Genomic DNA, 25,591 nt, shown 5'->3' on the forward strand with positions numbered 1-25,591 from the left:
CCCCGGCTCCGTAACTACCCTCAGGCGGTCAGGAGATCAGCTCGATCTCCGCCAGCGTCGCAGCGGCCGAGCTCACCAGCCGGTACTTCGCGTACGCCTGCGGCGCCTGCACCGAGAACACCCGGGTCTGCTTGTCCCAGGCGAACGTCTGGCCGGACCTCTTGTCGATGTCCTTCCAGGACGTGCCGTCCGCCGATCCCTGCAGCACCCAGCCCGTCGGGGCCTTCGCCGCCGTGGCCGAGGTCAGCGTGTACTGCACCGCCTTCGTGCCCTCGGCGGCCGGCAGGTCCACCGACTCGACCGAGGCCGAGGTGGCGGAGGTGTTGTCGTACAGCGCGCCGTCGCCCTTGAGCACATCGCCCTTCGGCGTCGGCACCTTGTCGTCCTTGGTGACGGACACCGGGGCCGCGTTCTTGCCCGTGCCCCACGCCGACGGCTCGGAGCCCATGTCGAACTCCAGGACGCCGCCCTTGGCGAGCAGGTCGTGCGGCAGCGAAGTGGAGGTCCACTTCTTGCCGTTGACCTTCAGGCCCTGCACGTAGATGTTCGTCGCGCTGTTCTTCGGAGCCTTGACGACCAGGTCGCGGCCGTTCTCCAGGTGCACGGTCGTCTTCGTGAAGAGCGGCGAGCCGATCGCGTACTCACCGCTGCCCATGACCAGCGGGTAGAAGCCGAGCGAGGAGAAGAGGAACCAGGCCGACTGCTCGCCGTTGTCCTCGTCGCCGTGGTAGCCCTGGCCGATCTCGCTGCCGGTGTACAGACGGCCGAGGACCTCGCGGACCTTCTCCTGCGTCTTCCAGGGCTGCGAGGCCGCGTCGTACATGTACGTGGCGTGGTGCGCGACCTGGTTGCTGTGGCCGTACTGGCCCATCCGCACGTCGCGTGCCTCGGTCATCTCGTGGATCACGCCGCCGTAGGAGCCGGTGAACTCGGGTCCGGCCGTCTCCGGGGTCGAGAAGTACGTGTCCAGCTTCTTCGCCAGACCGTCACGGCCGCCGTAGAGATTGGCCAGGCCCCGGCTGTCCTGCGGGGCGGTGAAGGCGTAACCCCAGCCGTTGGTCTCCGTGTAGTCGTAGCCCCAGACGCGGGGGTCGTACTGGTCGGAGGGGAGGCGCCAGTCGCCGTTCGGCTTCTTGCCCTGGAAGAAGCCGGCCTTGTCGTCGAAGAGCTTGACGTAGTTCTGCGCGCGGTTGAGGAAGTACTCGGACTCCTCCTTGTAGCGCTGCTTCTTCGTCTTCTTGTAGAGGGCCTGGCCCATCTGCGCGATGCCGTAGTCGTTGAGGTAGCCCTCCAGCGACCACGAAAGGCCCTCGTGCGTCTCCGTGTCGGCGTAACCGGTGAAGACCGAGGTCTCCATGCCCTTGCGGCCGACGCCCGAGGACGGCGGGGTGACCGTGGCGTTCTTGACCGCCGCGTCGTACGCCGCCTCGGCGTCGAAGTCGACGCCCTTGACGTACGCGTCGGCGAAGGCCACGTCGGAGCTGGTCCCGGTCATCAGGTCGGAGTAGCCGGGGGAGGACCAGCGGGAGATCCAGCCGCCGTCCTTGTACTGCTGGACGAAGCCGTCGACCATCTTGCCGGCCTGCTTCGGCGTGAGGAAGGAGTACGCCGGCCAGGTCGTCCGGTAGGTGTCCCAGAAGCCGTTGTTGACGTACACCTCACCCTTGACGATCTTCGCGCCGGTGTGGGTGGGGGTGTTGGTTCCGGTCGGCGCCGAGAACGGGCTCGCGTAGGTGCTCCTGCCGTCGACCTGCTCGAAGCCCGAGTTCGGGTAGAGGTAGAGCCGGTAGAGGCTGGAGTAGAGCGTGGTCAGCTGGTCGGCGTTCGCACCCTCGACCTCGACCTTGCCGAGGATCTTGTCCCAGGCCTTCTGCGCGTTCTTCCGGACCTTGGAGAAGGAGTCCTTCGCCGGCAGCTCCATGGCGAGGTTCTTCTTCGCCTGGTCGACGCTGATGAGCGAGGTGGCCAGCCGCAGGCCGACCTTGCGGTCCTTGCCCGCGTCGAAGCGGAAGAAGCCGGTGACGTCGTCACCGCCGCCGCCCTTCAGCTTCCCGCTGTCGGTGACCGGGGCGTCGAAGGAGCCGTATACGAAGAGGCGGGTGGCCCCGGTGGAGCCGCCGCTCTTCACGTCGGAGTAGCCGGTGAAGGAACCGGTCTTCGCGTCGAGGGTGAGGCCGCCGTCGTTGGAGACGTTGTCGAAGACGAGGCTCGCGTCGTCAGCGGGGTAGGTGAACTGCATGCGGGCCGCGTGGTCGGTGGGCGTCATCTCGGCCTTGAGGCCGTTCTCGAACGTCACCCCGTAGTAGTGCGGGGTCGCCGTCTCGTTCTCGTGGCGGAACGGCAGCTCGCGGGCCTCGCGGGAGGCGTCCGGGGTGCCGGAGGCCGCCGAGGGCATCATCTGGAAGGTCTGGCGGTCGCCCATCCAGGGGCTCGGCTCATGACTGGCGCTGAACGCCTGAAGCGTGGGCAGGTTGTCCTCGTTGTTGCCACGCGCGTAGTCGTACAGCCAGCTCGTGGAGCCCGCGTTGGTCACCGGGGTCCAGAAGTTGAAGCCGTGCGGGACCGCGGTCGCCGGGAAGTTGTTGCCGCGCGAGAAGCCGCCGCTGGAGTTGGTGCCGCGCACGGTCGACGCGTAGTCCGAGAGGTGCGCCTTGCGCTTCTCCGGGGCCTTCGGGGCGATCGAGATGTCGTCGACCCAGCCCTGGAACTTCGACGGGCCCTTGGGGGAGTCGTACGCCACCAGGATCCGGTCGACGGTCTTGCCCGCCGCGACCGTGCCGATCCGCGAGGCGACCTTGTTCCACTGGTTCACGTACAGCCGCTTGGCGTCGGCCTGGCCCTGCGGGGTGAGCAGCCCGCCGTGGCTGTCGGTGGCCTTGAGCTCGCTCAGGTAGGTGCCGTCGGTGAAGGCCAGGTCCACCGCGACGTGCGTCGCGGGGTAGTCGAGGTCCGTCTCGGCCATCTGCGGGTAGACCAGGTAGGACAGCTGGGTGTCCTTGGTGACCGCCGTATTGACGTCGAAGACCTTGTTGTACGAGTAGGCGTGTCCGTCAGGCTTGTGCGTGCCCGCGTAGCGCAGCGCCTTCTTTCCTGTGAACCCGGCGCCCTGCTTGGCCGTGGGGGAGCCCGAGGGGCCGCGGTCGGCCTGCGTGCGCATGTCGTCGGGGGCGGGGGTGGAGGTGTCCCCGTCCGAGAACTGCACGTCGGCGAGCTGGAGGGCGTCGGAGGCGCCGTTGTTCTTCGTGACCTCCAGCCGGAAGTGCTGGTAGGCGGTGTCCGCCTTGAAGTCGTACGACTTGGTCTGGAGGCGCTCGGAGAACGTCTGGCCGGTCCGGGTGTCCAGATCCGTCCAGGTCTTGCCGTCCGCGGAGCCCTTCAGGGTCCAGTCCTTGGGGTCCCGCTCGTCGTGGTCGTTGGCCGAGGTGAGGGCGTACGTCACGACCTTGGTGGGCTCGACGAGGTCGAACTCGACCCAGCCCGTGGGCTGGAAGGCCAGCCACTTGGTGCCGGGCTCGACATCGACCAGGTTCTCCTTGACCTCACCGCCGTCGGTGTTCTCGCCACTGGCGCGGAGATCCGTGACCTGATCGGTGATATTGCCCGGTATTCCGGCGGAGAATCCGCCGTCGACACCCGATGCCCTCTTCTTTCCGTCAGCACCTTCTTCGACGGTATTACGCCAGTCCGGCTGCTTTTCGTCCGCCTCGAACGATGAGCTGAACGACGTGTCGCCGGAAGGCTTCTTGGTGGCGCCGGAGGGCTGCGCGAGCGCCGCGGTGGGGGCCGCCAGGGCGAGGACGAGAGAGGCCGCGAGGACCGCGGCGGAGCGGTTGTGTCTGTGGCGAGAGCCGTGCTGAGGACCGCGTAGGGGCTGCATACGGAGCCGTTCCTCCCGGGGGCATGCTTTGGACAACGTTGTCATTGCAGGATGCGGGTTCCAGTAGGGAGCCAAGTGACGGGATGTGTCAAGGGTGTTGCACGGTGTCGACGCCGGTGATTCGACCGTAATGCGGAAAACGGCGATTCCGCGCGAAGGTGCGCGGTGCCTAAGGGCTGTCCCGTAATCCCTGGTGGATCAGCGCACGGCGTCAGATGCGGTGCATCGCAAGGCGGAGGGGCGTTCGCATACTGGATGTATTCGGGCGTTCCGACAACGCAGCGAGGTGCCGTAGCTGTCGTCGTGCGCCCGCCAGGGATTACGGGACAGCCCTTAGGTGTCCGTGAGGTCTCAACTCGGGAAAGACTGCCGCTCAACCATGCATTCGATCTTGCTCAGTTGACGGGAAGTGGACTATACCTGTCGGCGTCTGCACAGCCGCTTCACAACGGCACGCGGGCACGGGGGAGGGTGGGACAGCTGTGGGCGCCGCGAGGCGGTCTGCCGTACGTTCCCCCGAAACTCCCCCACTGCATCTGGTAATCCGGCAATCTGCACGACCCAAGCGCAACTGACCGCGGTGGCGGGGCCCTTCGCCTGAGGCGAATTCTCTACGGGTGACCGGTACACCGCCTGAGTCCTGGAGAAGGCGAGGACTTGAGCATGGGATCCACCTCCGGCCGCACGAATGAGGGCCTTGGCCGTCGCGATGTGATCAAGCGTTCTGCCGCACTCGGCCTGATCGCTGTCCCGACGATGAGCTTCCTGTCGGCGTGCGCGAGCAGCGACGGCGGAAGTGACGAGAAGGTCGAGAAGGGCACCAAGAGCGCGAAGAACCCGCTCGGTGTCAATGAGACCGCAGCCCTCGAGGTCGTCATCTTCAACGGTGGCTTCGGCGAGCAGTACGCCATCGACGCCGAGAAGAAGTACAACGAGACCTTCCCCAAGGCGCCCAAGGTCAAGCACTCCTCGACCGAGAAGATCCAGTCGATCCTGCAGCCGCGCTTCAACGGCGGCACCCCGCCGGACCTGATCGACAACTCGGGTGCCGAGCAGATGGACATGGGTGTCCTGGTCGGCAAGAAGCAGCTGGCCGACCTGACGCCGCTGATGGACGCCCCGTCCTACGACGACCCGGCGAAGAAGGTCCGCGACACGCTGCGCCCCGGTGTCCTGGAGATGGGCCAGTTCGACGGCGACCCGGTCTGGATCATGTACTACGCGTACACGGTCTACGGCGTCTGGTACTCCCAGACCAACCTCGAGAAGCTCGACGCGGCGTACCCGGAGACCTGGGACGACATGCTCGCGCTCTGCGCGAAGGCGAAGAAGAAGGGCATCGCCGGCTGGACGTACCCGGGCAAGTACCCGTACTACCTGCCGTTCTCGCTCTATCCCTTCATCGCCAAGATCGGCGGCCGCGAGGTCCTCGACAAGATCGACAACCTGGAGCCCAACGCCTGGAAGGACCCGGCCGTCAAGGCCGCCTTCGAGGCGTACTACGAGCTCTTCCAGAAGGGCTACATCCTCAAGGGCACGCCCGGGCTGACGCACATCCAGTCGCAGACCGAGTGGACCAAGGGCAAGGCGCTCTTCATCCCGAACGGTTCGTGGGTGGAGAACGAGGCCGCGCCCACCACTCCCGAGGACTTCAAGATGATGGTCGGGGCGCCGTCCAGCCTGGACTCCTCCGACAAGATGCCCTTCGGCACCCTCTGGGCGTCCGGCGGCGAGCCGTTCATCGTGCCGGCGAAGTCGAAGAACCCCGAGGGCGGCATGGAGCAGCTGCGCATCATGCTCAGCGAGGACTCCTCGAAGAACTTCACCAAGTCGGTCAAGTCCCTCAGTGCCTTCAACGGCGGCACCGACGGGCTGACGCTCTCCACCGCGCTGCAGTCCGGCGTCGACGTCCTGGCGAAGGCCGGCGACAACGTGGTGAACCCGCGCATGCAGGACTGGTACGTGAAGCTGCAGAAGGAGCAGATCGGTATCGCCGGCATCGGCGAGATGATGGCCGGCCGCGCGACCCCGGCGGAGACCATCAAGAAGATCCAGGCCTTCGCGGACGCGGCGGCCAAGGACGATTCCATCAAGCACTACAAGCACCAGTGAGCAACCGTCACCAGCGGCGGCACCCGCTCGGAAATCGGGGTCGGTAAACGATGCAGCACGGCAAGTACCGGTTCATCGTGGGGTTCCTGGTAGCCCCACTGGCGTTGTACGCCATCTTCGTCATCTGGCCCTTCGCCCAGTCCATCTACTACTCGTTCACGGACTGGACCGGACTGAGCTCCGACTTCAAGATGGTCGGCTTCGACAACTACAGCCAGATGCTCGACGACGACATCTTCTGGAAGTCGCTGCAGCACAGTGTGCTGCTGGCGCTGCTGCTGCCGCTGGTGACGCTGGGCCTCGCGCTCTTCTTCGCCTTCATGCTCAATGTCGGCGGCCGGCGGCGTAAGAACGCCGCGGTCGCCGGCGTGCGGGGTTCCGCTTTCTACAAGGTCGCCTATTTCTTCCCGCAGGTCCTGTCGATCGTGATCGTGGCTCTGCTCTTCCAGTTCGCGTTCAACCCGACGTCCGGAATGCTGAACGCGACGCTGAAGGCCGTCGGCCTCAAGAGCCTGCAGCCGGACTGGCTGGGCGATCCCGACCTGGCGCTGTACTGCGTGATGGTCGTGCTGATCTGGTCGACGGTCGGATTCTTCGTCGTCCTCTTCTCCGCGGGAATGGCGTCCATTCCGAAGGACTTCTACGAGGCCGCGCTGCTCGACGGCGCCGACCGCGTCACGACGTTCTTCAAGATCACGCTGCCGCTGCTCTGGGACACCGTGCAGTCCGGATGGGTCTACATGGGCATCCTGGCGCTCGGTGTGGAGGCCTTCACCGCCGTACAGGTCATGACGGTCGGCCCCGGCGGACCCGACTACTCCACCACCGTCCTGCCGCTGTACGTCTACCAGACGGCCTTCCGGGACGCCCAGGCCGGCTACGCCACCACGATCGGTGTCGGCCTGCTCATCGTCACCATGCTCTTCGCGGCCATCGTGATGCGGCTGGGCCGGCGTGAACGGCTGGAGTTCTGATGCCGTTCGTTGCGGGGTACGGCGACCGGATGACCGGCAGCGCGCAGAACAGTTCGGTCCCGGCGGCCGGCTCGACAGTTGTACGAGGTGAGCACCCATGAAGGTCACTGAGACTCCTCCCGCCGTCCCGGCCCCGCGCTCGCCGGTGACGAAGACGGACCTCCCGACGGGCGAGCCGGCGAAGAGCAGCGAGGGCAAGGTCCTCAACGTCTTCTCGCACGGCGTGCTGGTCATCTGGGCGGTACTCGTCGTCATGCCGCTGCTCTGGGCGGTGATGTCGTCCTTCAAGACCGACGACTCGATCCTGTCGACGCCCTGGTCGCTGCCGGACACGCTCCACTTCGAGAACTGGTCACGGGCCTGGACCCAGGCCAGGATGAGCGACTACTTCCTCAACACCATCATGGTGGTGGGTGGTTCACTCATCGGCACCCTGCTGCTGGGCTCGATGGCGGCGTACGTGCTGGCGCGGTTCGACTTCCCGGGGAACCGCTTCGTCTACTTCCTCTTCATCGGAGGGATGAGCTTCCCGATCATCCTGGCGCTGGTCCCGCTGTTCTTCGTCATGAACAACATGGGCCTGCTGAACTCGATCCACGGGATGATCCTGGTCTACATCGCGTACTCGCTGCCGTTCACCGTCTTCTTCCTCACCTCGTTCTTCCGGACCCTGCCGACATCGATCGCGGAAGCGGCCATGCTCGACGGGGCGTCGCACACCCGGACGTTCTTCCAGGTGATGCTGCCGATGGCGAAGCCCGGTCTGATCAGCGTCGGCATCTTCAACTTCCTCGGACAGTGGAACCAGTACATGCTGCCGACGGTGCTGAACACCGACCCGAAGTACAAGGTGCTCTCCCAGGGCCTGGTCGAACTGGCCACCAGCCAGGGGTACAAGGGGGACTGGTCGGGCCTCTTCGCCGGTCTGGTCATGGCGATGCTGCCGGTCCTCGCGGCGTACATCGTCTTCCAGCGCCAGGTCGTCGCGGGGCTGACCGCGGGGGCGCTCAAGTAGCGGCGCGCGCGTTCAGCTGTCAGGTCTTGTCGTCACTCGGGTAACAGGAGTCACCGGAAACGAACAGGCTCCCCGGGCAGGGAACCACCCTTCGGCCATCGGCCGGGGGGTGGTTTTCGTGCCCTTTCCGATGCTTTCGCGCCCGTCGGAATGTGGAGGCACCATGCTCATCGGAGGCAGCGACTGCTCAAGGTCTTGACGGGGGGTACCCCAAAACGTTCAGCTTAGGGTTCACATGTTAGAGAAAACGGCAGGAGTGAGTGAGTCGATGGAGACTCCGGGGTCGCAGACATCTCTGCATCGGGCCAACCTTGAGCGGGTCGTACGTGCCGTAAGGATGGCAGGGTCGCTGACCCAGGCCGAGATCGCCAGGAGCACCGGCCTCTCCGCAGCCACCGTCTCCAACATCGTTCGTGAGCTCAAGGACGGCGGCACGGTCGAGGTGACCCCCACCTCGGCGGGCGGGCGCCGTGCCAGGAGTGTCTCCCTGAGCGGGGACGCGGGCATCGTCATAGGGGTAGATTTCGGGCATACCCACCTTCGTGTGGCCATCGGCAACCTGGCCCACCAGGTGCTGGCCGAGGAGTCCGAGCCGCTCGATGTGGACGCCTCGTCGGCGCAGGGCTTCGGGCGGGCGGAACAGCTGGTCAACCGCCTCGTCGAGACCACCGGGATCAGTCCCGGGAAGGTGATCGGCGTGGGTCTCGGGGTGCCGGGCCCGATCGACGTCGAGTCCGGCACGCTGGGCTCCACCTCGATCCTGCCGGGCTGGACGGGCATCAATCCCAGCCAGGAGCTCGCCGGGCGCCTCGGTGTCCCGGTGTACGTGGACAACGATGCCAACCTGGGGGCCCTCGGCGAGCTCGTCTGGGGCAGCGGCAGGGGCGTCAGGGATCTCGCGTACATCAAGGTCGCCAGCGGCGTGGGCGCCGGTCTGGTGATCGACGGGACCATCTACCGGGGCCCCGGCGGCACGGCCGGCGAGATCGGCCACATCACCCTCGACGAGTCGGGCCCTGTCTGCCGCTGCGGCAACCGCGGCTGCCTGGAGACCTTCACCGCCGCCCGGTACGTCCTGCCCCTGCTCAAGCCCAGTCACGGGCCCGATCTCACCATGGAGCGGATGGTCCAGCTGGCCCGCGAGGGCGATCCGGGCTGCCGCCGGGTCATCGGGGACGTCGGACGGCATATCGGCAGCGGGGTGGCGAACCTGTGCAACCTCCTCAACCCGAGCCGGGTGGTGCTCGGCGGATCCCTCGCGGAGGCGGGAGAGTTGGTGCTGGCGCCCATCCGTGACTCGGTCTCGCGCTATGCCATTCCCAGTGCCGCGCGACAGCTCTCGGTGCTCCCCGGGGCGCTCGGCGGACGGGCCGAGGTGCTGGGGGCGCTGGCCCTCGTGCTGAGCGAGATGGGGGATTCAACCCTTTTGGAGAGCACCCTCCCCGCGGCGACTCCTGCCTTCACTTAGATAACGAATGGCACCGTTGTCATCTCGTTAAGTATTTACTCCTTGACGCTGACGTCGCGGCCGAGTTGACTTCCAGCCACCTCGGCCGCAACGTCGCGGCCTCGTCAGGGAGGTTCGAAATGAACACGCGTATGCGTCGTGCCGCCGTTGCCGTTGCCGCCACCACCATGGCCGTCTCTCTCGCCGCGTGCGGGAGCGCCAAGGAGTCCGGCGACAAGACCAGCTCCGAGTCGGCGAAGAAGGGCGACGATCTCAAGATCGGTCTGCTCCTTCCCGAGAACGCCACGGCCCGTTACGAGAAGTTCGACAAGCCGATCATCGAGAAGAAGGTCAGCGAGCTGACCGGTGGCAAGGCGGAGGTCGTCTACTCCAACGCCCGCCAGGACGCCACGCTGCAGGCGCAGCAGGTCGACACCATGATCACGAACAAGGTCGACGCGCTCATCATCGGTGCCGTCGACGCCAAGGGCATCCAGAACAGCGTCAAGAAGGCCAAGGACGCGGGCATCCCCGTCGTCGCCTTCGACCGCCTCGCCGAGGGCCCGGTGGACGCCTACACCTCGTTCGACAACGAAGAGGTCGGCCGCGCGCAGGGCAAGGCCCTGCTCGGGGCGCTGGAGGGCAAGACCAAGCCCACCGTCGTGATGATGCACGGCGCGATCACCGACCCCAACGCCGCCCAGTTCAAGAAGGGCGCCAAGTCGGTGCTCGACGGCAAGGTGACGTACGGCAAGGAGTACGACACCAAGGAGTGGAAGGCCGAGAACGCCAACTCCAACATGGAGGGTGCGATCACAGCCCTCGGCAAGGACAAGATCGACGGCGTCTACTCCGCCAACGACGGTCTTGCGGGCGGCATCATCCAGGCGCTCAAGTCCGCCGGTGTCTCCAAGCTCCCGCCGATCACCGGCCAGGACGCCGAACTGGCCGGCGTGCAGCACATCGTCAGCGGTGAGCAGTTCATGAGCGTCTACAAGTCCTACCCGCAGGAGGACGCCGTCGCCGCGGAGATGGCCGTGGCCCTCGCCAAGGGCGAGGACCTCGACACGATTGCCACGTCCAAGATCGACAACGCCGCCACCAAGGGCATTCCCACGGTCATCGTTCCGGTCATCTCGCTGACCAAGGACAACATCCAGGAAACCATCATCAAGGACGGCATCTGGACGGTCGACGAGATCTGCTCGGCCAAGTACAAGGCCGCCTGCGACTCGATCGGCCTGAAGTAGGCCGTGCCGCGTGACCGTCCGACGGCTGGTCACGCGGGCCCCGAAGCCTGTCCGGCACCCCGCCGCCAACTGTCCCGCTACCTGGCGGGGTGCCGGACGGAACGCTTCAGCAGTTTCTAATTCTTCTGCTCGACCACCGCGTCTTCCCCCAAGGCGCGGCATCCCCGCCGGGTCAGGCGGCGAAGGAGATGGTTCACGTGTCCGCTACGCCCGTGTTGGCGTTGCGAGGGGTCTCCAAGCGATTCGGTGCCGTCCAGGCGCTCACCGATGTAGAGCTTGAGGTCCACGCCGGTGAAGTGGTCGCCCTGGTGGGCGACAACGGCGCCGGTAAATCAACGCTGGTCAAGACGATCGCCGGGGTGCACCCCATCGATGACGGGGTCATCGAGTGGGACGGCAGGCCGGTCAAGATCGACAAGCCGAACGACGCCCAGAGCCTGGGTATCGCGACCGTCTACCAGGACCTCGCGCTCTGCGACAACATCGACGTCGTCGGCAACCTCTACCTCGGCCGGGAGATCCGAAAGTTCGGAATCCTCGACGAGGTCGAGATGGAGCGCCGCTCCCGCGAGCTGCTCAGCACGCTGTCGATCCGCATCCCCAGTGTCCGCATACCGATCGCGTCGCTGTCCGGCGGTCAGCGCCAGACCGTCGCGATCGCCCGCTCCATGCTCGGTGAGCCCAAGCTCGTCATCCTCGACGAGCCCACCGCCGCCCTCGGCGTCGAGCAGACCGCGCAGGTCCTCGACCTGGTCGAGCGGCTGCGTGAGCGCGGTCACGCGGTCATCCTCATCAGCCACAACATGGCCGATGTGAAGGCTGTCGCGGACAAGGTCGCCGTGCTCCGCCTGGGCCGGAACAACGGGGTCTTCGATGTGAAGACCACCTCGCAGGAAGAGATCATCTCCGCCATCACGGGCGCCACGGAGAACGCCGTGACCCGTCGTGCGGCTCGTAACGCGGAGGTCAAGAAGTGACGACCGACAAGACGTCCACGGCTGTGGTCAACCCGGAGGCCGCCAAGGGCGCGGACACAGCGGTCGACCCCCGGCTGCTCGTGCGCGAGCAGGGCTTCGGCGGATACCTCACCGAGTTCAGGCGCAAGATGCGCGGTGGCGACCTCGGCTCGATCCCGGTGGTCATCGGCCTGATCATCATCTGCGTGGTCTTCCAGAGCCTGAACTCCGAGTTCCTCTCCGCGAAGAACATCAGCGACATCGCCGTGACGATGGTGGCCACCGGCATGATGGCCGTCGGCATCATCTTCGTGCTGCTGCTCGGCGAGATCGACCTCTCGGTCGGCTCCGTCAGCGGTGTCTCCGGCGCCGTCGTCGCCGTGCTCAGTGTGTCCAACGGCCTGAACGAGTGGCTCGCCGTCCTCGTGGCGATCGTGAGCGGCGCGGTCATCGGTGCCGTCCATGGCTTCTTCTTCGCCAGGATCGGTGCCCCCGCCTTCGCCGTCACCCTCGCCGGCCTGCTGTTCTGGCTGGGGCTCATGCTCCAGCTGCTCGGTGACACGGGCACGATCAACCTCGACAGTGACGGTGTGGTCGGCAAGCTGACCACGTACTACTTCACGGACGTCGCCGCCGCCTACGGTCTGGCCGCTGTCGCGGTGATCGCCTTCTTCCTCTCGGCCTTCCTGGACGCCCGCCGCCGTGAGGCAGCGGGTATCCCCTCCCGGCCGGTCACCGACATCGTGGTGCGCACCGTCGTCCTCGCGGTGTTCGCCTTCGCCGCGGCGTACATGTTCAACCAGTACCGCGGTCTGCCGCTGGCGCTGGTCCTCTTCCTCGTCGTCCTCGTCGGCACGGACTTCATGCTGCGCCGTACGACCTACGGCCGGAAGATCTTCGCGCTCGGCGGCAGCGTCGAGGCGTCCCGCCGCGCGGGCATCAACGTCACCGCGATCCGTGTCTCGGTCTTCGCGATCGCCGGCACCTTCGCGGCGATCGGCGGCCTCTTCTGGGCCTCCAAGATCGCGGCCGTGAACCAGGGCTCCGGCACCGGCGACCTCCTGATGAACGTCATCGCCGCGGCCGTCATCGGCGGCACCAGCCTCTTCGGAGGCCGGGGCCGCACCTGGAACGCCCTGCTCGGCGTGATGGTGATCGTCTCGATCCAGTACGGCCTGTCGCTGGAGGGCATCAAGACTCCGGTCCAGTACATGATCACCGGTGGTGTGCTTCTGGCCACGGTCGTCATCGACTCCGTCACCCGCAAGACGCAGAAGACCGCGGGCCGCGCCTGACCGCACCTCAACGCAGCCGTGCCCGGCATCCACCTCGGATGCCGGGCACGGCTGTGTTCACCGGGGGAGTGGTCACTCCGACGTGTCCACGGCGGTGTGCGCGCCTCGGACGAGGGCCTGGGCGGCACTCCGTATGTCGTCCTCACCGGTGTACCTGCCCAGGCCCAGCCGCACCGTGCGGGCGGCCTGCGCTGCTGACAGTCCGATCGCGGTCAGCACCGGGGACGGCAGACCGGCGCCGGTGTGACAGGCCGCTCCCGCCGAGAAGGCCACCTCGGGAACCGCGGCCGCGAGTGCGGTGGCGCCGGTGGCGGGCAGGGTGAGACTCAGATTCCCGGCGAGGCGGTGGTCCCGTGATCCGTTCAGACGCAGCCCGGGGATCGCTTCGGTCAGCAGGGAGAGCAGGAGGTCTCGCAGTCGCCGGATCCGGGCGGCGTCGTTCTCCCGCTCCTTCAGTGCCAGTTCCGCGGCGGCACCCAGGGCGACGATGCCGGCCACGTTCTCCGTCCCGGCACGCAACCCGTTCTCCTGGCCGCCGCCCGAGAACAGGGGGACCGGTCCGGGGAGCCCCGCCCGCACGTAGAGCGCGCCCACTCCCTTCGGCGCGTACATCTTGTGTCCCACGACGCTCAGCAGATCCACTCCGAGTTCCGTCACGTCGGTGACGACCGTGGCCAGGCTCTGCGCCGCGTCGGTGTGCAGAGCGATGCCGCGGCCCCGGAGGGCCCGCGCGATGGCCGCCGCGGCTGCACGGTCCCGATCTCGTTGTTCGCGTGCATGACCGATACCAGGACCGTGCCGGGGCCCGCGGCGCGCGCTACCTCCTCCGGGTCCACCAGTCCCTCCGGGCCGACCGGGACCCGGGTGACGCGGAAGCCCTCCTGTTCGAGCCGCGCGCAGGCTGCCAAGGTCGCGGGGTGGTCGAGGACAGACGTGACGATGTGGTCGCCGCCGGTGGCCGTCCGGCACCCGAGAGCCGTGCCGACCAGGGCCAGTTGGTTGCTCTCGGTGCCGGAGGAGGTGAACACGATCTCCTCGGGCGCGGCCCCGATCAGCGCTGCGACCTGCGCGCGCGCCCGGGCCACCGCCTCGGCTGCCGCCCGTCCGTAGGCGTGGGAGCTGGAGGGATTGCCGAACTCGGTGGTGAGGTAGGGCAGCATCGCCTCGACCACGCGGGGGTCCACGGGGGTCGTCGCCTGATGGTCCAGGTACACGGGCCGAAACGGCGGAGCGGGCCGAGTGGCTCCGCCCCTACCGTCGGATGCTTTCCGTTCCGCCGACATGTTCTCCCTTTTCCGTTCATGTGGCGCATGGTCTTCTGACGGCATGCACCGATGATGCGAGCGTTGATCCCGGTGCGGTGAGTTTCAAGATCTAATCCGGAATTTGTTTGGGCAGTCCTCGTGTGGAAGCGGTTATTTCGCTTCCGTTTTGCAGTCGCGATCTATCCATCTCCCGTCATCCGGCGAGTGGTTGATACCTCTTGACGCTGCTGTTGGCTGCGGGCAAGATGATCCGCGGTAAACGTTGTACACACCAGGTGCCTGTCGGTTCGGCGACGGAATTCTGTAATTCCCCGCCGTTTGGCCATGGGGTAGAAACGGGGGGTTTCTTTGTTGACTTCTGGGTCGGTCATGCTCCTGGTGAATGCCGGGGTGGCCGCCGTCTTTCTCCGGTCCGCCGCGGCGAAGGCGGTCAGTCCCGGTGTCGCCGCTGCGGCGGTGCACGAACTTCTGGGTGGCCGGCTACGGCCTGCCGACAACGTTGTCCGCCTGGTCGCGCTGATCGAAGTCGTGACGGTCGTCCTGCTGGTCGCCCCTGGTGCTCGTGCCGTAGCTCACGTGATCACCGGAGTGCTCGGCCTCCTCTTCATTGTCATGGGCACGGCAGGTAAGGTCCGGGGCAGCGACCGCCCCTGTGGCTGCTTCGGCATTGCCGACAGCAAGCCGCTCGGCACGGCCAACATCGTCAGCGGCCTGGTCTTCGCCGCCGTGGCGGTCATCGGCCTTGCCTGGCCGGCCTCCGACGGCCACGGCGGCGCCGCCGAGACGGCCGTGCTCGCCTCCGCCGTCTCCAGCGGCTGGCTCCTGTTCACGCACCGGCACGCCACGCGGACGGCGTACCGAAACTTCCTACGGCGATGGGGATCGGCCTGATGACGATCGTTCTGGCATGTGCACTCCTCCTTCTGACGGCGGCAGTCGTCGTCCTGTTCGCGATGATGGGCGAACTCGCTTCGCGGACGACCGCTGCGCCTCCCGCCTCCCCTACCGTCTCGCCGCTGGAGGAGTACCGGCTCGGAGCGGTGGTCAAGGAGTGGCCGGAGCCCCTGGTGTCGCTCGGCACCGGCTCCCGTGGCGTGCTGCTGGTCCTCAGCACCGTCTGCGCGAGCTGCGCCAAGGTGGCCGCCCAGCTGAGCCAGGGGGGACTGAACGGCGCCACCGGCCCGGTCGGCATCGTGATCTCCTGTGCGGAGAAGGAGGACGGTGACGACTTCGTCCAGCGGCACGGCCTGACGGATCTTCCGCACTACGTCGACGAACGCGGCGCCTGGGTCGCCGGAAGCTTCTCCGTCTCCCAGAGCCCCACCGCCCTCGTCTTCGACGACAGCGTCCTGAGTCAGGGTTACCTCTTCAGCTCCGTCGAGGACCTCCTGCGGGAGGCCGACCTGACCAAGAGTGCCCCCGCCATCGTCTGAACCGAGACGGTGCCCTCCTCCGTGGTCCGCGACACCCGTCACGGATCCGTACACGCGAACTGATGAAGAAGGAGTACAACAATGCGCTTCCCGCTTCTCGCCAAGAAGGACTCGGACGGACCTCAGGTCCGTCTCGGTCGCCGGAAGGTACTCGGAGGCATCGGGGCGAGCGGACTGGTGGCCGCCGCCGGTGTCTTCGCCGGAGCCACACCCGCCGCGGCCGACAGCGACAACTGCTGCAACCTCGCCAACAAGCCCGGCAGTGCGAACTTCACGACCATGACCTACTGCCGTGCACACATGTCCTACCTGTGGGGCTGCGCGATGAGCGGGACCCTGCACTGCAGCTGCTGCGAGACGGCGGGCAACGCCAAGTCGTCCTTCGAGTGCCAGTACAACTGACCGAAATAGCCTGAGGGCGGCCGACGCCCCCAGGTCGTGACACAAGGAGTCGACACCGGATGGTGACATGGCTGGTGATCGCCGGCATCGCGGCGGTCCTGCAAGTCTTCAGCCCTTGAGGCCAGTCGATGGCCGGGGTCGCCGGCCCGATGCTGAAGCGCAACAGACCTCGCGGTACCCGGTTCCTCGTCGGCCTGCTGGCCGGAGAGGTGGCCGCCGCCGGTCTGATGTCGTTGGCCGTGTACGTGCTGGGGGAGGGCATCGCCCTGGTCCTCGGCGCGCCGTGGCGCGAATCCCTGACCGGAGTCGCCCTCGTGGTGTTCGGCGTCGCCGACCTGGCGAACCGTACGCCGCACATCTGGCGACAGGTGCCGCAGGAGCACATTCGGACCATGCCTCCCGGCATGCTCGGTCTGGCCTGGGGCTTTGATCTGGCCCTGCTGTTCACCACGCAGAAATCCACTTCCCTGACCTGGGGTGTGCTCACGGCGGCACTGCTGCTGCACCCCGCGTCCTCGCCTCTGCTGCTGGTCGGCATGGCGTTGGTGGCGGTGGCGACTGTGGCGGTGCGCAGTGTCACCTGGTTCATTCTTCCGATCACCCGCTTCGGGGACCGCGTTCAGCCCTGGTTCCCGTGGATGCGACGCGCGGCCGGGCTCGGCCTCGTGCTCCTGGGTGCCTACACCGTCTGGACGGCCTGGCGATGAACCCGTACACCAAGGCCCGGGACCCGCGGGGACACATCGCCCTCACCCGGTTCGAGTGCCGCTCGGCGCTGAACATGGCTGTCGTGCTCTTTCTGCACGCGCGCATCAAGAGAGAGGTCCGGCGCATCGCCCCGGAATTCGTCGGGGCCGCACCGGTCGTGCTGTGGCGACACCGCACGATCCTGAGCGTCACCCTCTGGCGGACGCTGGAGAGCATGTACGCGATGGGCGAGGCACAGAGCCACATCCTCGCTGCCCGTGTACCGCACAAGCTCGGGATCCGTACCACCAGTGGCCTCTTCCCGTACGGGGGCGACTGGAAGAACCTGCTGTTCGAAGCGACGGTCACCGATGTCGACCCGCTCCATGAACGGGCGGACGACCCGGAGACCGATTCACCCACACCGGCCCGGAAGGGGCAGAAATCATGACCCGTACTCCCACCGACAGGGGGGTGGCGTTCGTCAAGGACCAGACGGACGGATCCCACCTCGTCTACGTGGCACTTGGCGTCACGCCGGACGGAGCCCCGCAGGAGGTCTTCGCCGTCCACCGCACCACCCCGGGTGTCAGCCTGACGATCGACCCGGCCGTGCAGATGATCCCGGCAGGGGGACTGCGCCGCACCAGTGAGCCTGTCAGCGTCTTCGGCGCGGACGACTCGGTGCAGGTCGCGCCCGTGGCCTCGGGCCTGGGCCGCCTGCTGGCCTGACACCCGCCGCGGCGGGATACGCGGCACCACGTGTCGCGTATCCCGCCCCGGCATTCGGCGGAGGCGGACGGGAATCGAACCCGCCGGACGGAGATACTCCGCCCCACCCGCTTTGAAGGCGGGGAGGCCCACCAGGAACCCTGACGCCTCCACCACCTACTCTATGCCAACTGCCGCGTGCCGCAGAGCCCTTGACGCTCGCTGTGGGCGCGGCGCGCAACGCAAGGACGGAAACACGCATTGGACGCCATCGCCACCGCCACGGTCCGCCTCACCCAGTACGCGCGGGGCGGCGGCTGCGCCTGCAAGATCCCGCCGGGCGAACTGGAGGCGGTCATGGCGGCGGTGGGCTTCCCGGCTCCAGGCCCCCGGCCCGACGGGGAACTGCTGGTGGGCACGGAGAACGGCGACGACGCCGCGGTGGTCCTCACTCCCGGCGGTACCGCCCTCGTCATGACCACGGACTTCTTCGGCCCCGTCGTCGACGACCCGTACGACTGGGGCCGCATCGCCGCGGCCAACGCGCTGTCCGACGTGTACGCCATGGGCGGCACCCCTCTGGTCGCCGTCAACCTGCTGGCCTGGCCGCGCGAGAGCCTGCCGATGGAGTTGGCCGCAGAAGTCCTGCGCGGGGGAGCCCAGATCGCCGCCGAGGCCGGCTGCCACCTCGCGGGCGGGCACAGCATCGACGACGCCGAACCGAAGTACGGTCTCGCCGTCACCGGCCAGGCGGACCCGCGGCACCTCCTGCGCAACGACGCCGGCCGTCCCGGCATGCCACTGTCCCTGACCAAGCCGCTCGGCCTCGGTGTGCTCAGCACACGGCACAAGGCGACCGGTGAGCGCCATCCCGAAGCCGTCGCGGCGATGACCACCCTGAACGCCGCCGCCTCACGGGCTGCCCTGGAAGGCGGCGCGGTGTGCGCCACCGACGTCACCGGCTTCGGACTCCTCGGCCACCTCTACAAACTCGCCAGGGCCAGCGGCGTGACCGCGGTCATCGATCCGGCTGCCGTCCCCTACCTCGACGGGGCACGCGAGGCCGTCCGTGACGGCTTCGTCAGCGGTGGCACCCGCCGGAACCTGGACTGGGCCGGACCGCACACCCGTTTCGGATCCGGCGTGTCCGAGGACGAGCGGCTGCTGCTCGCCGACGCCCAGACGTCCGGCGGTCTCCTCGTCGCCGGCGAGATCCCCGGTGCACCCGTCATCGGCCACCTCGCTCCGCGGGGCGACGACTTCGTTGTAGCGGGCTGAACCCATGGCGACCGAGATCCCCGCTCCGGCCCCGCCGCACCGGCGGCCGCCCAGCACCGACACCCTCCTGTCCGACCCCCGGCTGGCCGAGGCCGCCGCCCGGCTCGGGCCCGCGCTCGTCAAGCAAGCCGTGCACAGGGCCCAGGACATGGTGAGGGCTGGGGAGGAGCCGCCCGAGCGCATCGGCGAGGTGGTCCTCCGTCTCCTGCCCGACCGTGCCACCAGCCTCCGTCCGGTGCTGAACGCGACCGGGATCGTCGTCCACACCAACCTCGGCCGCGCTCCGCTCTCCGCGCAGGCACGGGAGGCGGTGGACATCGCCGCGGGACATGTGGACGTCGAGTACGACACGGTCACCGGCCGCCGGGGCCGGCGCGGCCGTGGGGCCCTGGACGCCCTGCGCGCCGCTGTGCCCGACGCAGGCGACGCCCACCTCGTCAACAACGGGGCGGCCGCGCTCGTTCTGGCAGCCACCGCTCTCGCCCGGGGCCGCGAGATCGTGGTCAGCCGGGGCGAACTGGTCGAGATCGGTGACGGTTTCCGACTGCCCGACCTGCTGATCAGCACCGGTGCGCGGCTGCGTGAGGTGGGCACGACCAACAGGACCCACCTCGCCGACTACCGGGCCGCCATCGGACCCGATACCGCGTTCATCCTCAAGATCCACCCCTCCAACTTCCTCATCGAAGGCTTCACTTCGGCCGTCCCGGTCACCGAACTGACCACGCTCGGAGTCCCTGTGGTCGGCGACATAGGCTCGGGTCTGCTGAGCCCGGAGCCCCTGCTGCCCGGGGAACCGGATGCGGCTACCTGGCTCCGGCAGGGTGCCGCTCTCGTCACCGCCAGCGGGGACAAACTCCTCGGCGGTCCTCAGGCGGGCCTCCTGCTGGGCACCGCTCCGCTGATCGACAGTCTCCGCCGTCATCCGCTCGCTCGTGCCCTGCGTGTCGACAAGCTCACCCTCGCGGCCGTGGAGGCCACCCTCCGCGGCCCCGAGCCTCCTGTGCGCCGAGCTCTGCGGCTCGACCCCGAACAGCTGCGGAGGCGCAGCGCGGCCCTGGCCTCCGCGCTCACCTGCCGTGGCCTGGAAGCCACGGTCCTCCCGCACACGGGCGCGGTCGGAGGCGGCGGAGCACCCGGAGTCGCGCTGCCCGGTGCCGCCGTACAGGTGCCCGAAGCACTCACCGTGCCGCTGCGGCGCGGGGATCCCCCCGTGGTCGGCCGCACCGCGCGCGGTGCGCTCCTGCTCGACCTGCGGTGCGTTCCCGAGGAGTGCGACGGCGACGTCCTCACGGCCGTCCTCGCCGCCGCCCGGAACGCGGGGCTTCTCACCGTACCCGCGGGCGGGTGAGGCGCCGTGCACGTCGTGGCCACCGCAGGACACGTCGATCACGGCAAGTCCACCCTCGTGCGGGCGCTGACGGGCATGGAGCCCGACCGCTGGGCCGAGGAGAAGCGGCGCGGTATGACGATCGACCTCGGATACGCCTGGACCACGCTGTCCACCGGGGAGACGATCGCGTTCGTGGACGTGCCCGGCCACCAGCGGTTCGTGCCCAACATGCTGGCCGGCGTGGGGCCCGTGCCGGCAGTGCTGCTCGTCGTCGCCGCGGACGAGGGATGGAGCCGCCAGACGGAGGAGCATGTGGACGCCCTGCGCGCCTTCGGCGTCCGCGACGGGCTCCTCGTCATCACCCGGGCGGACCTCGGCGACGGGGCGCTGGCGGTCGAGGAGGCCAGGGACCGGCTGGCAGGGACTCCGCTGGCCGGGCTGGAGGCAGTCGTCACCAGCGCGCCCACAGGCATGGGCCTGCCCGCGCTGCGCCAGGCGCTGGGCAGGCTTGTCGCACGGTTGCCTCCGCCGAGCCCGACCCCGCGCACCCGGCTGTGGATCGACCGGGTCTTCACCGTGCGTGGCGCGGGCACCGTGGTCACGGGCACGCTGGGCGCCGGCGCCCTGGCCCACGACGACGAACTGTTGCTGTGGTCCAGCCGCCGGCCGGTCAGAGTGAGGCAGTTGCAGAGCCTCGGCGAAAGGGTCGAACGGGCTGAAGCGGTCGCCCGCGTCGCCGTCAATCTCCGCGGCCTGGACCGCGACCAGGTGCGGCGTGGTGACGCGCTGGTCGCGCCCGGGTGGTACGCGGGGGTGCGGGAGTTCGACGCACGGGTCGACTGGCTCGCCGACTGCGGGAGCGCCGAAGTGATCCTGCACGCCGGATCGGCCGCCGTACCCGCACGCGTACGGCGCCTCGGCGACGGCACCGCCCGGATAAGGGCGGAACGCGCCCTGCCCCTCGACATCGGGGAGAGGGCGCTGCTGCGCGACCCCGGCCGGTGCAGGGTCGTTGCCGGAATCGTCGTCCTCGACGCGGATCCGCCGCCGTTCACCCGCCGGGGCGCCGCGGCCCGGCGGCACAGCGACCTCGTGAAGAGGCCCGATACCCCCGACTTGGCCGAAGAGATCGCCCGGCGCGGCGCCGTCCGGCGTACCGGTCTGACCTCGTCGGGCCGGCTGGCCCCAGGAGGCAGCACGCCGGAGGGCACCACGGAGGTCGCCGGCTGGATCGTCCACGACCCTTGGTGGCGCGAGTGCCGGGACCGGCTGGCGGCAGCCGTACGGGAGCGGGCGGCCGCCCACCCGCTCAGTCCTGCCCTGCCCCGGAAGACCGCTCTGCGACTCTCCGAGCTGCCGGATCCGGCTCTGCTGGACGCCGTGGTCGACGGACTGGGCATGGTGCGGGACGGCCCGGGCATTCGGGAGGCGGACACACGGCCCGAGCTGTCAGACCGGGCGGAGGCCGCGCTGGACGCCCTCTGCGCCCGGCTCGCCGCCGACCCGTTCGACGCCCCCGGCCGGCCGGAACTGGACCAGCTCGGCCTCACCACCGCGCATCTGCGCGCGGCGGTGGGCAGGGGGCGGTTGTTCAGGGTCCAGCAGGGTGTGTACGTACATGCGGACGCGGTGAGTCTGGCGCTCGGCAGGCTTGCCCCGCTGCCCCAGCCGTTCACCCTGAGCGACGGACGTAAGGCACTCGGCACCTCGCGGCGTGTCGCCGTACCCCTGTTCGAGCTGCTCGACCGTCTCGGGCGCACCCGCTCGACCCCCGAGGGCCTGCGGCGTCTGGTCACGAGCGGCCCGGCGGTCCACTGACCCCCGACTCCACCGGGCGTGTACTTCGGGACACGTACCGGGAGGCGAATCGTGATTTCGCCACCCAAGATGCGACACAGGACGGCGCCCCCTGAGAACCCGAGCCCTCTGCGGAACATTAGACTCTGCGGATCGGTAAGAAGTTCGACCGGCTCACACGCAAGGAGGCACGGGTGGACCTGCTGACCCGCATCAGGGGACCGCGCGACCTGGACCGGCTCGGCCTCGAGCAGCTCGACCAGCTCGCCGGGGAGATCCGTACCTTCCTAGTCGAAGCGGTCTCCAAGACCGGCGGCCACCTCGGCCCGAACCTGGGCGTGGTCGAGCTGACCATCGCCCTGCACCGGGTCTTCGAGTCCCCGCAGGACAAGGTCCTCTTCGACACCGGCCACCAGAGCTATGTGCACAAGCTGCTCACCGGCCGGCAGGACTTCTCGAAGCTCAAGAGCAAGGGCGGCCTCTCCGGATACCCGTCCCGTGCCGAGTCCGAGCACGACGTCATCGAGAACTCGCACGCCTCGACGGTGCTCGGCTGGGCCGACGGCCTCGCCAAGGCCAACGAGGTCCTGGGCAAGGACGACCACGTCGTCGCCGTCATCGGTGACGGCGCGCTCACGGGCGGTATGGCCTGGGAGGCGCTGAACAACATCGCCGCCGCCAAGGACCGCCCCCTCGTCATCGTCGTCAACGACAACGAGCGCTCCTACGCCCCGACCATCGGCGGCCTCGCGAACCACCTCGCCACCCTGCGCACCACCGACGGGTACGAGCGGTTCCTGGCCCGTGGCAAGGACATCCTGGAGCGCACGCCCGTCGTCGGCAGGCCGCTGTACGAGACCCTGCACGGCGCCAAGAAGGGCCTCAAGGACTTCATCGCCCCGCAGGGCATGTTCGAGGACCTCGGCCTGAAGTACGTCGGCCCCATCGACGGCCACGACATCGAGGCCCTGGAGTCCGCGCTCCAGCGCGCCAAGCGCTTCGGCGGGCCGGTCATCGTGCACTGCCTCACCGAGAAGGGCCGCGGCTACACCCCCGCCCTTGAGGACGAGGCGGACCGCTTCCACGCGGTCGGCAAGATCCACCCGGACACCGGCCTGCCGATCTCCACCTCCGGCCTCGACTGGACCTCGGTCTTCGGCGAGGAGATGGTCAAGCTGGGCCACGAGCGCGAGGACGTCGTCGCCATCACGGCGGCCATGCTCCAGCCCGTCGGCCTCGGCAAGTTCGAGGAGGCCTTCCCGGACCGGATCTACGACGTCGGGATCGCCGAGCAGCACGGCGCGGTCTCCGCGGCCGGCCTGGCCACGGGCGGGCTGCACCCCGTCTTCGCGGTCTACGCGACCTTCCTGAACCGCGCCTTCGACCAGGTCCTCATGGACGTCGCCCTGCACAAGTGCGGCGTGACCTTCGTCCTGGACCGGGCCGGCGTCACGGGCACCGACGGCGCCTCGCACAACGGCATGTGGGACATGTCGATCCTCCAGTGCGTGCCGACCCTGCGCATCGCCGCCCCGCGCGACGCCGACCAGGTCCGCGCCCAGCTGCGCGAGGCCGTCGACGTGGACGACGCACCCACCGTCGTCCGCTTCTCCAAGGGGGCGGTCGGCCCCGCGGTCGACGCCGTGGGCAAGGCCGGAGGCATGGACATCCTCCGGGCGGCCGGCACGGACACCCCGGACGTCCTCCTGGTCTCCGTCGGCGCCCTCGCCCCGATGTGCCTGGAGATCGCCGCTCTGCTCGACGCCCAGGGCATCTCCACGACCGTGGTCGACCCGCGCTGGGTCAAGCCGGTCGACGAGGCGCTCGCCCCGCTCGCGGCGGAGCACCGGGTCGTCGTCACCGTCGAGGACAACAGCAGGGCCGGCGGTGTCGGCTCCGCCGTCGCCCAGGCCCTGCGCGACGCGGACGTCGACGTGCCGCTGCGCGACTTCGGCATCCCGCCGGTCTTCCTCGACCACGCCTCGCGCGGCGAGGTCATGGCCGAGATCGGGCTGACGGCACCGGACATCGCCCGCCAGGTCACCGGCCTGGTCGCCAAGCTCGACGGCCGTTACGAGAGCCGCGCCGTGGAACCCGTACGCGACTGATCTCCCAGCACCGATCCGGGCCGGCCGGCCACCCCACTCGGGTGGTCCGACCGGCCCATTCGCGTGAAATCGGGGCGTACCGCACATTCGGGGGCGGCCTGTTCCGAATCATGGCGTGCACGACGAGTGCGTGGAGGTACGCCGGTGAGCACGCAGCAGGACACGCCCCCCAGCGGAAAGGGACTGTTCCGGACCAAGACGGTCGAACAGTCCATCCGCGATACCGAGGAACCGGAGCACGCTCTCAAGAAGTCCCTCTCCGCACTGGACCTCACGGTCTTCGGAGTGGGTGTCATCATCGGCACCGGCATCTTCGTCCTCACGGGCAAGGTCGCCAAGGAGACGGCGGGCCCCGCCACGGCGCTCGCCTTCGTCGCGGCGGGCATCGTCTGTGCGCTCGCCGCCCTCTGCTACGCCGAATTCGCCTCCACCGTCCCGGTGGCCGGATCGGCGTACACCTTCTCCTACGCCTCACTGGGCGAGCTGGTCGCCTGGATCATCGGCTGGGACCTGGTGCTGGAATTCGCACTGGGCACCGCGGTGGTGGCGGTCGGCTGGTCCGGCTACGTCCGCTCGCTCATGGACAACATCGGGTGGACGATGCCGGAGGTGCTCTCCGGCCCGGACGTGGCGAGCGGCTTCGGCTTCGACATCCTGGCCTTCGCCCTGGTGCTGATCCTGACGGTGATCCTGGTCCTCGGGATGAAGCTCTCCGCCCGGGTGACCACGGTCGTCGTCGCCATCAAGCTGGCGGTCGTCGCCATCGTGATCATCGCCGGTGCGTTCTTCATCAAGTCGGCCAACTACTCACCCTTCATCCCCGAGGCCGAGAAGCAGACCGGCGGATCCGGCCTGGACGCCCCGCTGGTCCAGCTGATCTTCGGCTACCAGCCGACGAACTTCGGCATCATGGGCATCTTCACCGCGGCCTCCATCGTCTTCTTCGCCTTCATCGGCTTCGACGTCGTGGCCACCGCGGCCGAGGAGACCAAGCTCCCGCAGCGGGACATGCCGCGCGGGATCCTCGCCTCGCTCGTCATCTGCACGCTGCTCTACGTCGCCGTGTCGATCGTGGTCACCGGCATGCAGCACTACTCCGAACTCTCCGTCAGCGCTCCGCTCGCCGACGCGTTCAAGGCCGTCGGACACCCCTTCTACGCGGGCGTCATCAGCTTCGGCGCCGCGGTCGGACTCACCACGGTCTGCATGATCCTGCTGCTCGGCCAGACCCGGGTGTTCTTCGCGATGAGCCGTGACGGACTGCTTCCGAGGTTCTTCTCGGTGACGCACCCGCGCTTCGGGACCCCCTACCGTCCCACCATCCTGCTCGGGGTGATCATCGCGATCGTGGCAGGCTTCACGAGCATCAACGAGCTGGCGACCCTGGTGAACATCGGCACGCTCTTCGCGTTCGTGGTCGTGGCCCTCGGCGTCATCGTCCTGCGCCGCACCCGCCCCGATCTCCACCGCGCCTTCCGGACCCCGTGGGTGCCGCTGCTCCCGATCGTGTCGGTGGCGGCCTCGGTCTGGCTGATGCTGAACCTGCCGGCCGAGACGTGGCTGCGGTTCGGGATCTGGATGGCGCTCGGCGTGATCATCTACTTCGTGTACGGGCGCCGCAACAGCCGTATGGCGAAGGCCTCCTGATCCG

General features: G+C 68.4%; 21 protein-coding genes and 1 tRNA gene. 18 read left to right on the forward strand and 4 right to left on the reverse strand.

The features are described 5' to 3' along the window. Nucleotides 1-28: 28 nt before the first annotated feature. A complete protein-coding gene (locus ACIQM3_RS27110; protein ID WP_401628445.1) occupies nt 29-3,877 on the reverse strand; it encodes a GH92 family glycosyl hydrolase in 3,849 nt (1,282 codons plus the stop codon). A gap of 663 nt (nt 3,878-4,540) precedes the next feature. On the opposite strand from ACIQM3_RS27110, the gene ngcE reads away from it, so the two are divergent. From ngcE to ACIQM3_RS27145, 7 genes are all read left to right on the forward strand, one after another. Beyond that, nucleotides 4,541-5,989: an N-acetylglucosamine/diacetylchitobiose ABC transporter substrate-binding protein gene (gene ngcE / locus ACIQM3_RS27115; protein WP_401628448.1), complete on the forward strand. Its 1,449-nt coding sequence runs from the start codon at nt 4,541-4,543 to the stop codon at nt 5,987-5,989. A 50-nt stretch (nt 5,990-6,039) separates the two neighbouring features. Beyond that, nucleotides 6,040-6,963 carry a carbohydrate ABC transporter permease gene (locus ACIQM3_RS27120; protein WP_401628451.1) on the forward strand — a complete coding sequence of 308 codons (924 nt, stop codon included), beginning with the start codon at nt 6,040-6,042 and terminating at the stop codon, nt 6,961-6,963. Nucleotides 6,964-7,060: 97 nt separating this feature from the next. Next, nucleotides 7,061-7,978, forward strand: coding sequence for a carbohydrate ABC transporter permease (locus ACIQM3_RS27125; protein WP_401628454.1), 918 nt, complete (start codon nt 7,061-7,063; stop codon nt 7,976-7,978). A gap of 268 nt (nt 7,979-8,246) precedes the next feature. Next, the gene (locus ACIQM3_RS27130) at nt 8,247-9,446 is read left to right on the forward strand and encodes an ROK family transcriptional regulator (RefSeq protein ID WP_104784772.1); all 1,200 of its coding nucleotides are present in this window, start codon (nt 8,247-8,249) and stop codon (nt 9,444-9,446) included. A gap of 119 nt (nt 9,447-9,565) precedes the next feature. Beyond that, nucleotides 9,566-10,675: a sugar ABC transporter substrate-binding protein gene (locus ACIQM3_RS27135; protein WP_401628457.1), complete on the forward strand. Its 1,110-nt coding sequence runs from the start codon at nt 9,566-9,568 to the stop codon at nt 10,673-10,675. Nucleotides 10,676-10,863: 188 nt separating this feature from the next. Next, on the forward strand, nt 10,864-11,652 hold the full coding sequence (locus ACIQM3_RS27140; protein WP_401628459.1) for an ATP-binding cassette domain-containing protein: 789 nt from the start codon (nt 10,864-10,866) through the stop codon (nt 11,650-11,652). After that, entirely contained in the window at nt 11,649-12,926 is a 1,278-nt protein-coding gene (locus ACIQM3_RS27145; protein WP_401628462.1) for a sugar ABC transporter permease, read from the forward strand. The genes ACIQM3_RS27140 and ACIQM3_RS27145 overlap by 4 nt, the downstream gene beginning before the upstream one ends. A 72-nt stretch (nt 12,927-12,998) precedes the next feature. On the opposite strand, the gene ACIQM3_RS27150 is transcribed toward ACIQM3_RS27145, so the two are convergent. Both ACIQM3_RS27150 and ACIQM3_RS27155 read right to left on the reverse strand, forming a co-directional pair. Continuing rightward, nucleotides 12,999-13,661, reverse strand: coding sequence for an aminotransferase class V-fold PLP-dependent enzyme (locus tag ACIQM3_RS27150; protein WP_401629757.1), 663 nt, complete (start codon nt 13,659-13,661; stop codon nt 12,999-13,001). After that, complete coding sequence (locus ACIQM3_RS27155) at nt 13,580-14,110, reverse strand: aminotransferase class V-fold PLP-dependent enzyme (protein ID WP_401629760.1); 531 nt, start codon at nt 14,108-14,110, stop codon at nt 13,580-13,582. The genes ACIQM3_RS27150 and ACIQM3_RS27155 overlap by 82 nt, the downstream gene beginning before the upstream one ends. Before the next feature lie 450 nt (nt 14,111-14,560). Between ACIQM3_RS27155 and ACIQM3_RS27160 the strand changes: the two genes are divergently transcribed. The 6 genes from ACIQM3_RS27160 (at nt 14,561) to ACIQM3_RS27185 (ending at nt 17,445) form a co-directional block, all read left to right on the forward strand. Continuing rightward, nucleotides 14,561-15,082: a MauE/DoxX family redox-associated membrane protein gene (locus ACIQM3_RS27160; protein WP_401628465.1), complete on the forward strand. Its 522-nt coding sequence runs from the start codon at nt 14,561-14,563 to the stop codon at nt 15,080-15,082. Beyond that, nucleotides 15,082-15,624: a hypothetical protein gene (locus ACIQM3_RS27165; protein WP_401628468.1), complete on the forward strand. Its 543-nt coding sequence runs from the start codon at nt 15,082-15,084 to the stop codon at nt 15,622-15,624. The genes ACIQM3_RS27160 and ACIQM3_RS27165 overlap by 1 nt, the downstream gene beginning before the upstream one ends. Before the next feature lie 81 nt (nt 15,625-15,705). Then, on the forward strand, nt 15,706-16,026 hold the full coding sequence (locus tag ACIQM3_RS27170) for a hypothetical protein (RefSeq protein ID WP_401628471.1): 321 nt from the start codon (nt 15,706-15,708) through the stop codon (nt 16,024-16,026). Between the two features lie 128 nt (nt 16,027-16,154). Then, a complete protein-coding gene (locus ACIQM3_RS27175) occupies nt 16,155-16,733 on the forward strand; it encodes a hypothetical protein (RefSeq protein WP_401628474.1) in 579 nt (192 codons plus the stop codon). Beyond that, nucleotides 16,730-17,164, forward strand: coding sequence for a hypothetical protein (locus ACIQM3_RS27180; RefSeq protein WP_401628477.1), 435 nt, complete (start codon nt 16,730-16,732; stop codon nt 17,162-17,164). The genes ACIQM3_RS27175 and ACIQM3_RS27180 overlap by 4 nt, the downstream gene beginning before the upstream one ends. Beyond that, nucleotides 17,161-17,445: a hypothetical protein gene (locus ACIQM3_RS27185; RefSeq protein WP_401628479.1), complete on the forward strand. Its 285-nt coding sequence runs from the start codon at nt 17,161-17,163 to the stop codon at nt 17,443-17,445. The genes ACIQM3_RS27180 and ACIQM3_RS27185 overlap by 4 nt, the downstream gene beginning before the upstream one ends. A gap of 58 nt (nt 17,446-17,503) precedes the next feature. Here the strand turns inward: ACIQM3_RS27185 and ACIQM3_RS27190 are convergent. After that, a tRNA-Sec gene (locus tag ACIQM3_RS27190) sits at nt 17,504-17,596 on the reverse strand. Nucleotides 17,597-17,685: 89 nt separating this feature from the next. On the opposite strand from ACIQM3_RS27190, the gene selD reads away from it, so the two are divergent. The 5 genes from selD to ACIQM3_RS27215 all read left to right on the forward strand — a co-directional run bounded on the left by selD (nt 17,686) and on the right by ACIQM3_RS27215 (nt 25,587). Continuing rightward, nucleotides 17,686-18,702 (forward strand): selenide, water dikinase SelD, encoded by a 1,017-nt coding sequence (gene selD, locus ACIQM3_RS27195; RefSeq protein ID WP_401628481.1) that lies wholly within the window; start codon nt 17,686-17,688, stop codon nt 18,700-18,702. Nucleotides 18,703-18,706: 4 nt separating this feature from the next. Further along, nucleotides 18,707-20,053, forward strand: coding sequence for an L-seryl-tRNA(Sec) selenium transferase (gene selA, locus ACIQM3_RS27200; protein ID WP_401628483.1), 1,347 nt, complete (start codon nt 18,707-18,709; stop codon nt 20,051-20,053). Nucleotides 20,054-20,068: 15 nt separating this feature from the next. Continuing rightward, nucleotides 20,069-21,853, forward strand: a complete 1,785-nt coding sequence (gene selB, locus ACIQM3_RS27205) for a selenocysteine-specific translation elongation factor (RefSeq protein WP_401628486.1) — start codon at nt 20,069-20,071, stop codon at nt 21,851-21,853. 173 nt (nt 21,854-22,026) lie between these two features. Continuing rightward, a complete protein-coding gene (gene dxs / locus ACIQM3_RS27210; RefSeq protein WP_401628488.1) occupies nt 22,027-23,940 on the forward strand; it encodes a 1-deoxy-D-xylulose-5-phosphate synthase in 1,914 nt (637 codons plus the stop codon). Between the two features lie 144 nt (nt 23,941-24,084). Next, nucleotides 24,085-25,587 carry an amino acid permease gene (locus ACIQM3_RS27215; RefSeq protein ID WP_401628490.1) on the forward strand — a complete coding sequence of 501 codons (1,503 nt, stop codon included), beginning with the start codon at nt 24,085-24,087 and terminating at the stop codon, nt 25,585-25,587. Nucleotides 25,588-25,591: the final 4 nt, after the last annotated feature.

This window comes from Streptomyces sp. NPDC091271 (genome assembly GCF_044757505.1).
Lineage (GTDB): Bacteria > Actinomycetota > Actinomycetes > Streptomycetales > Streptomycetaceae > Streptomyces.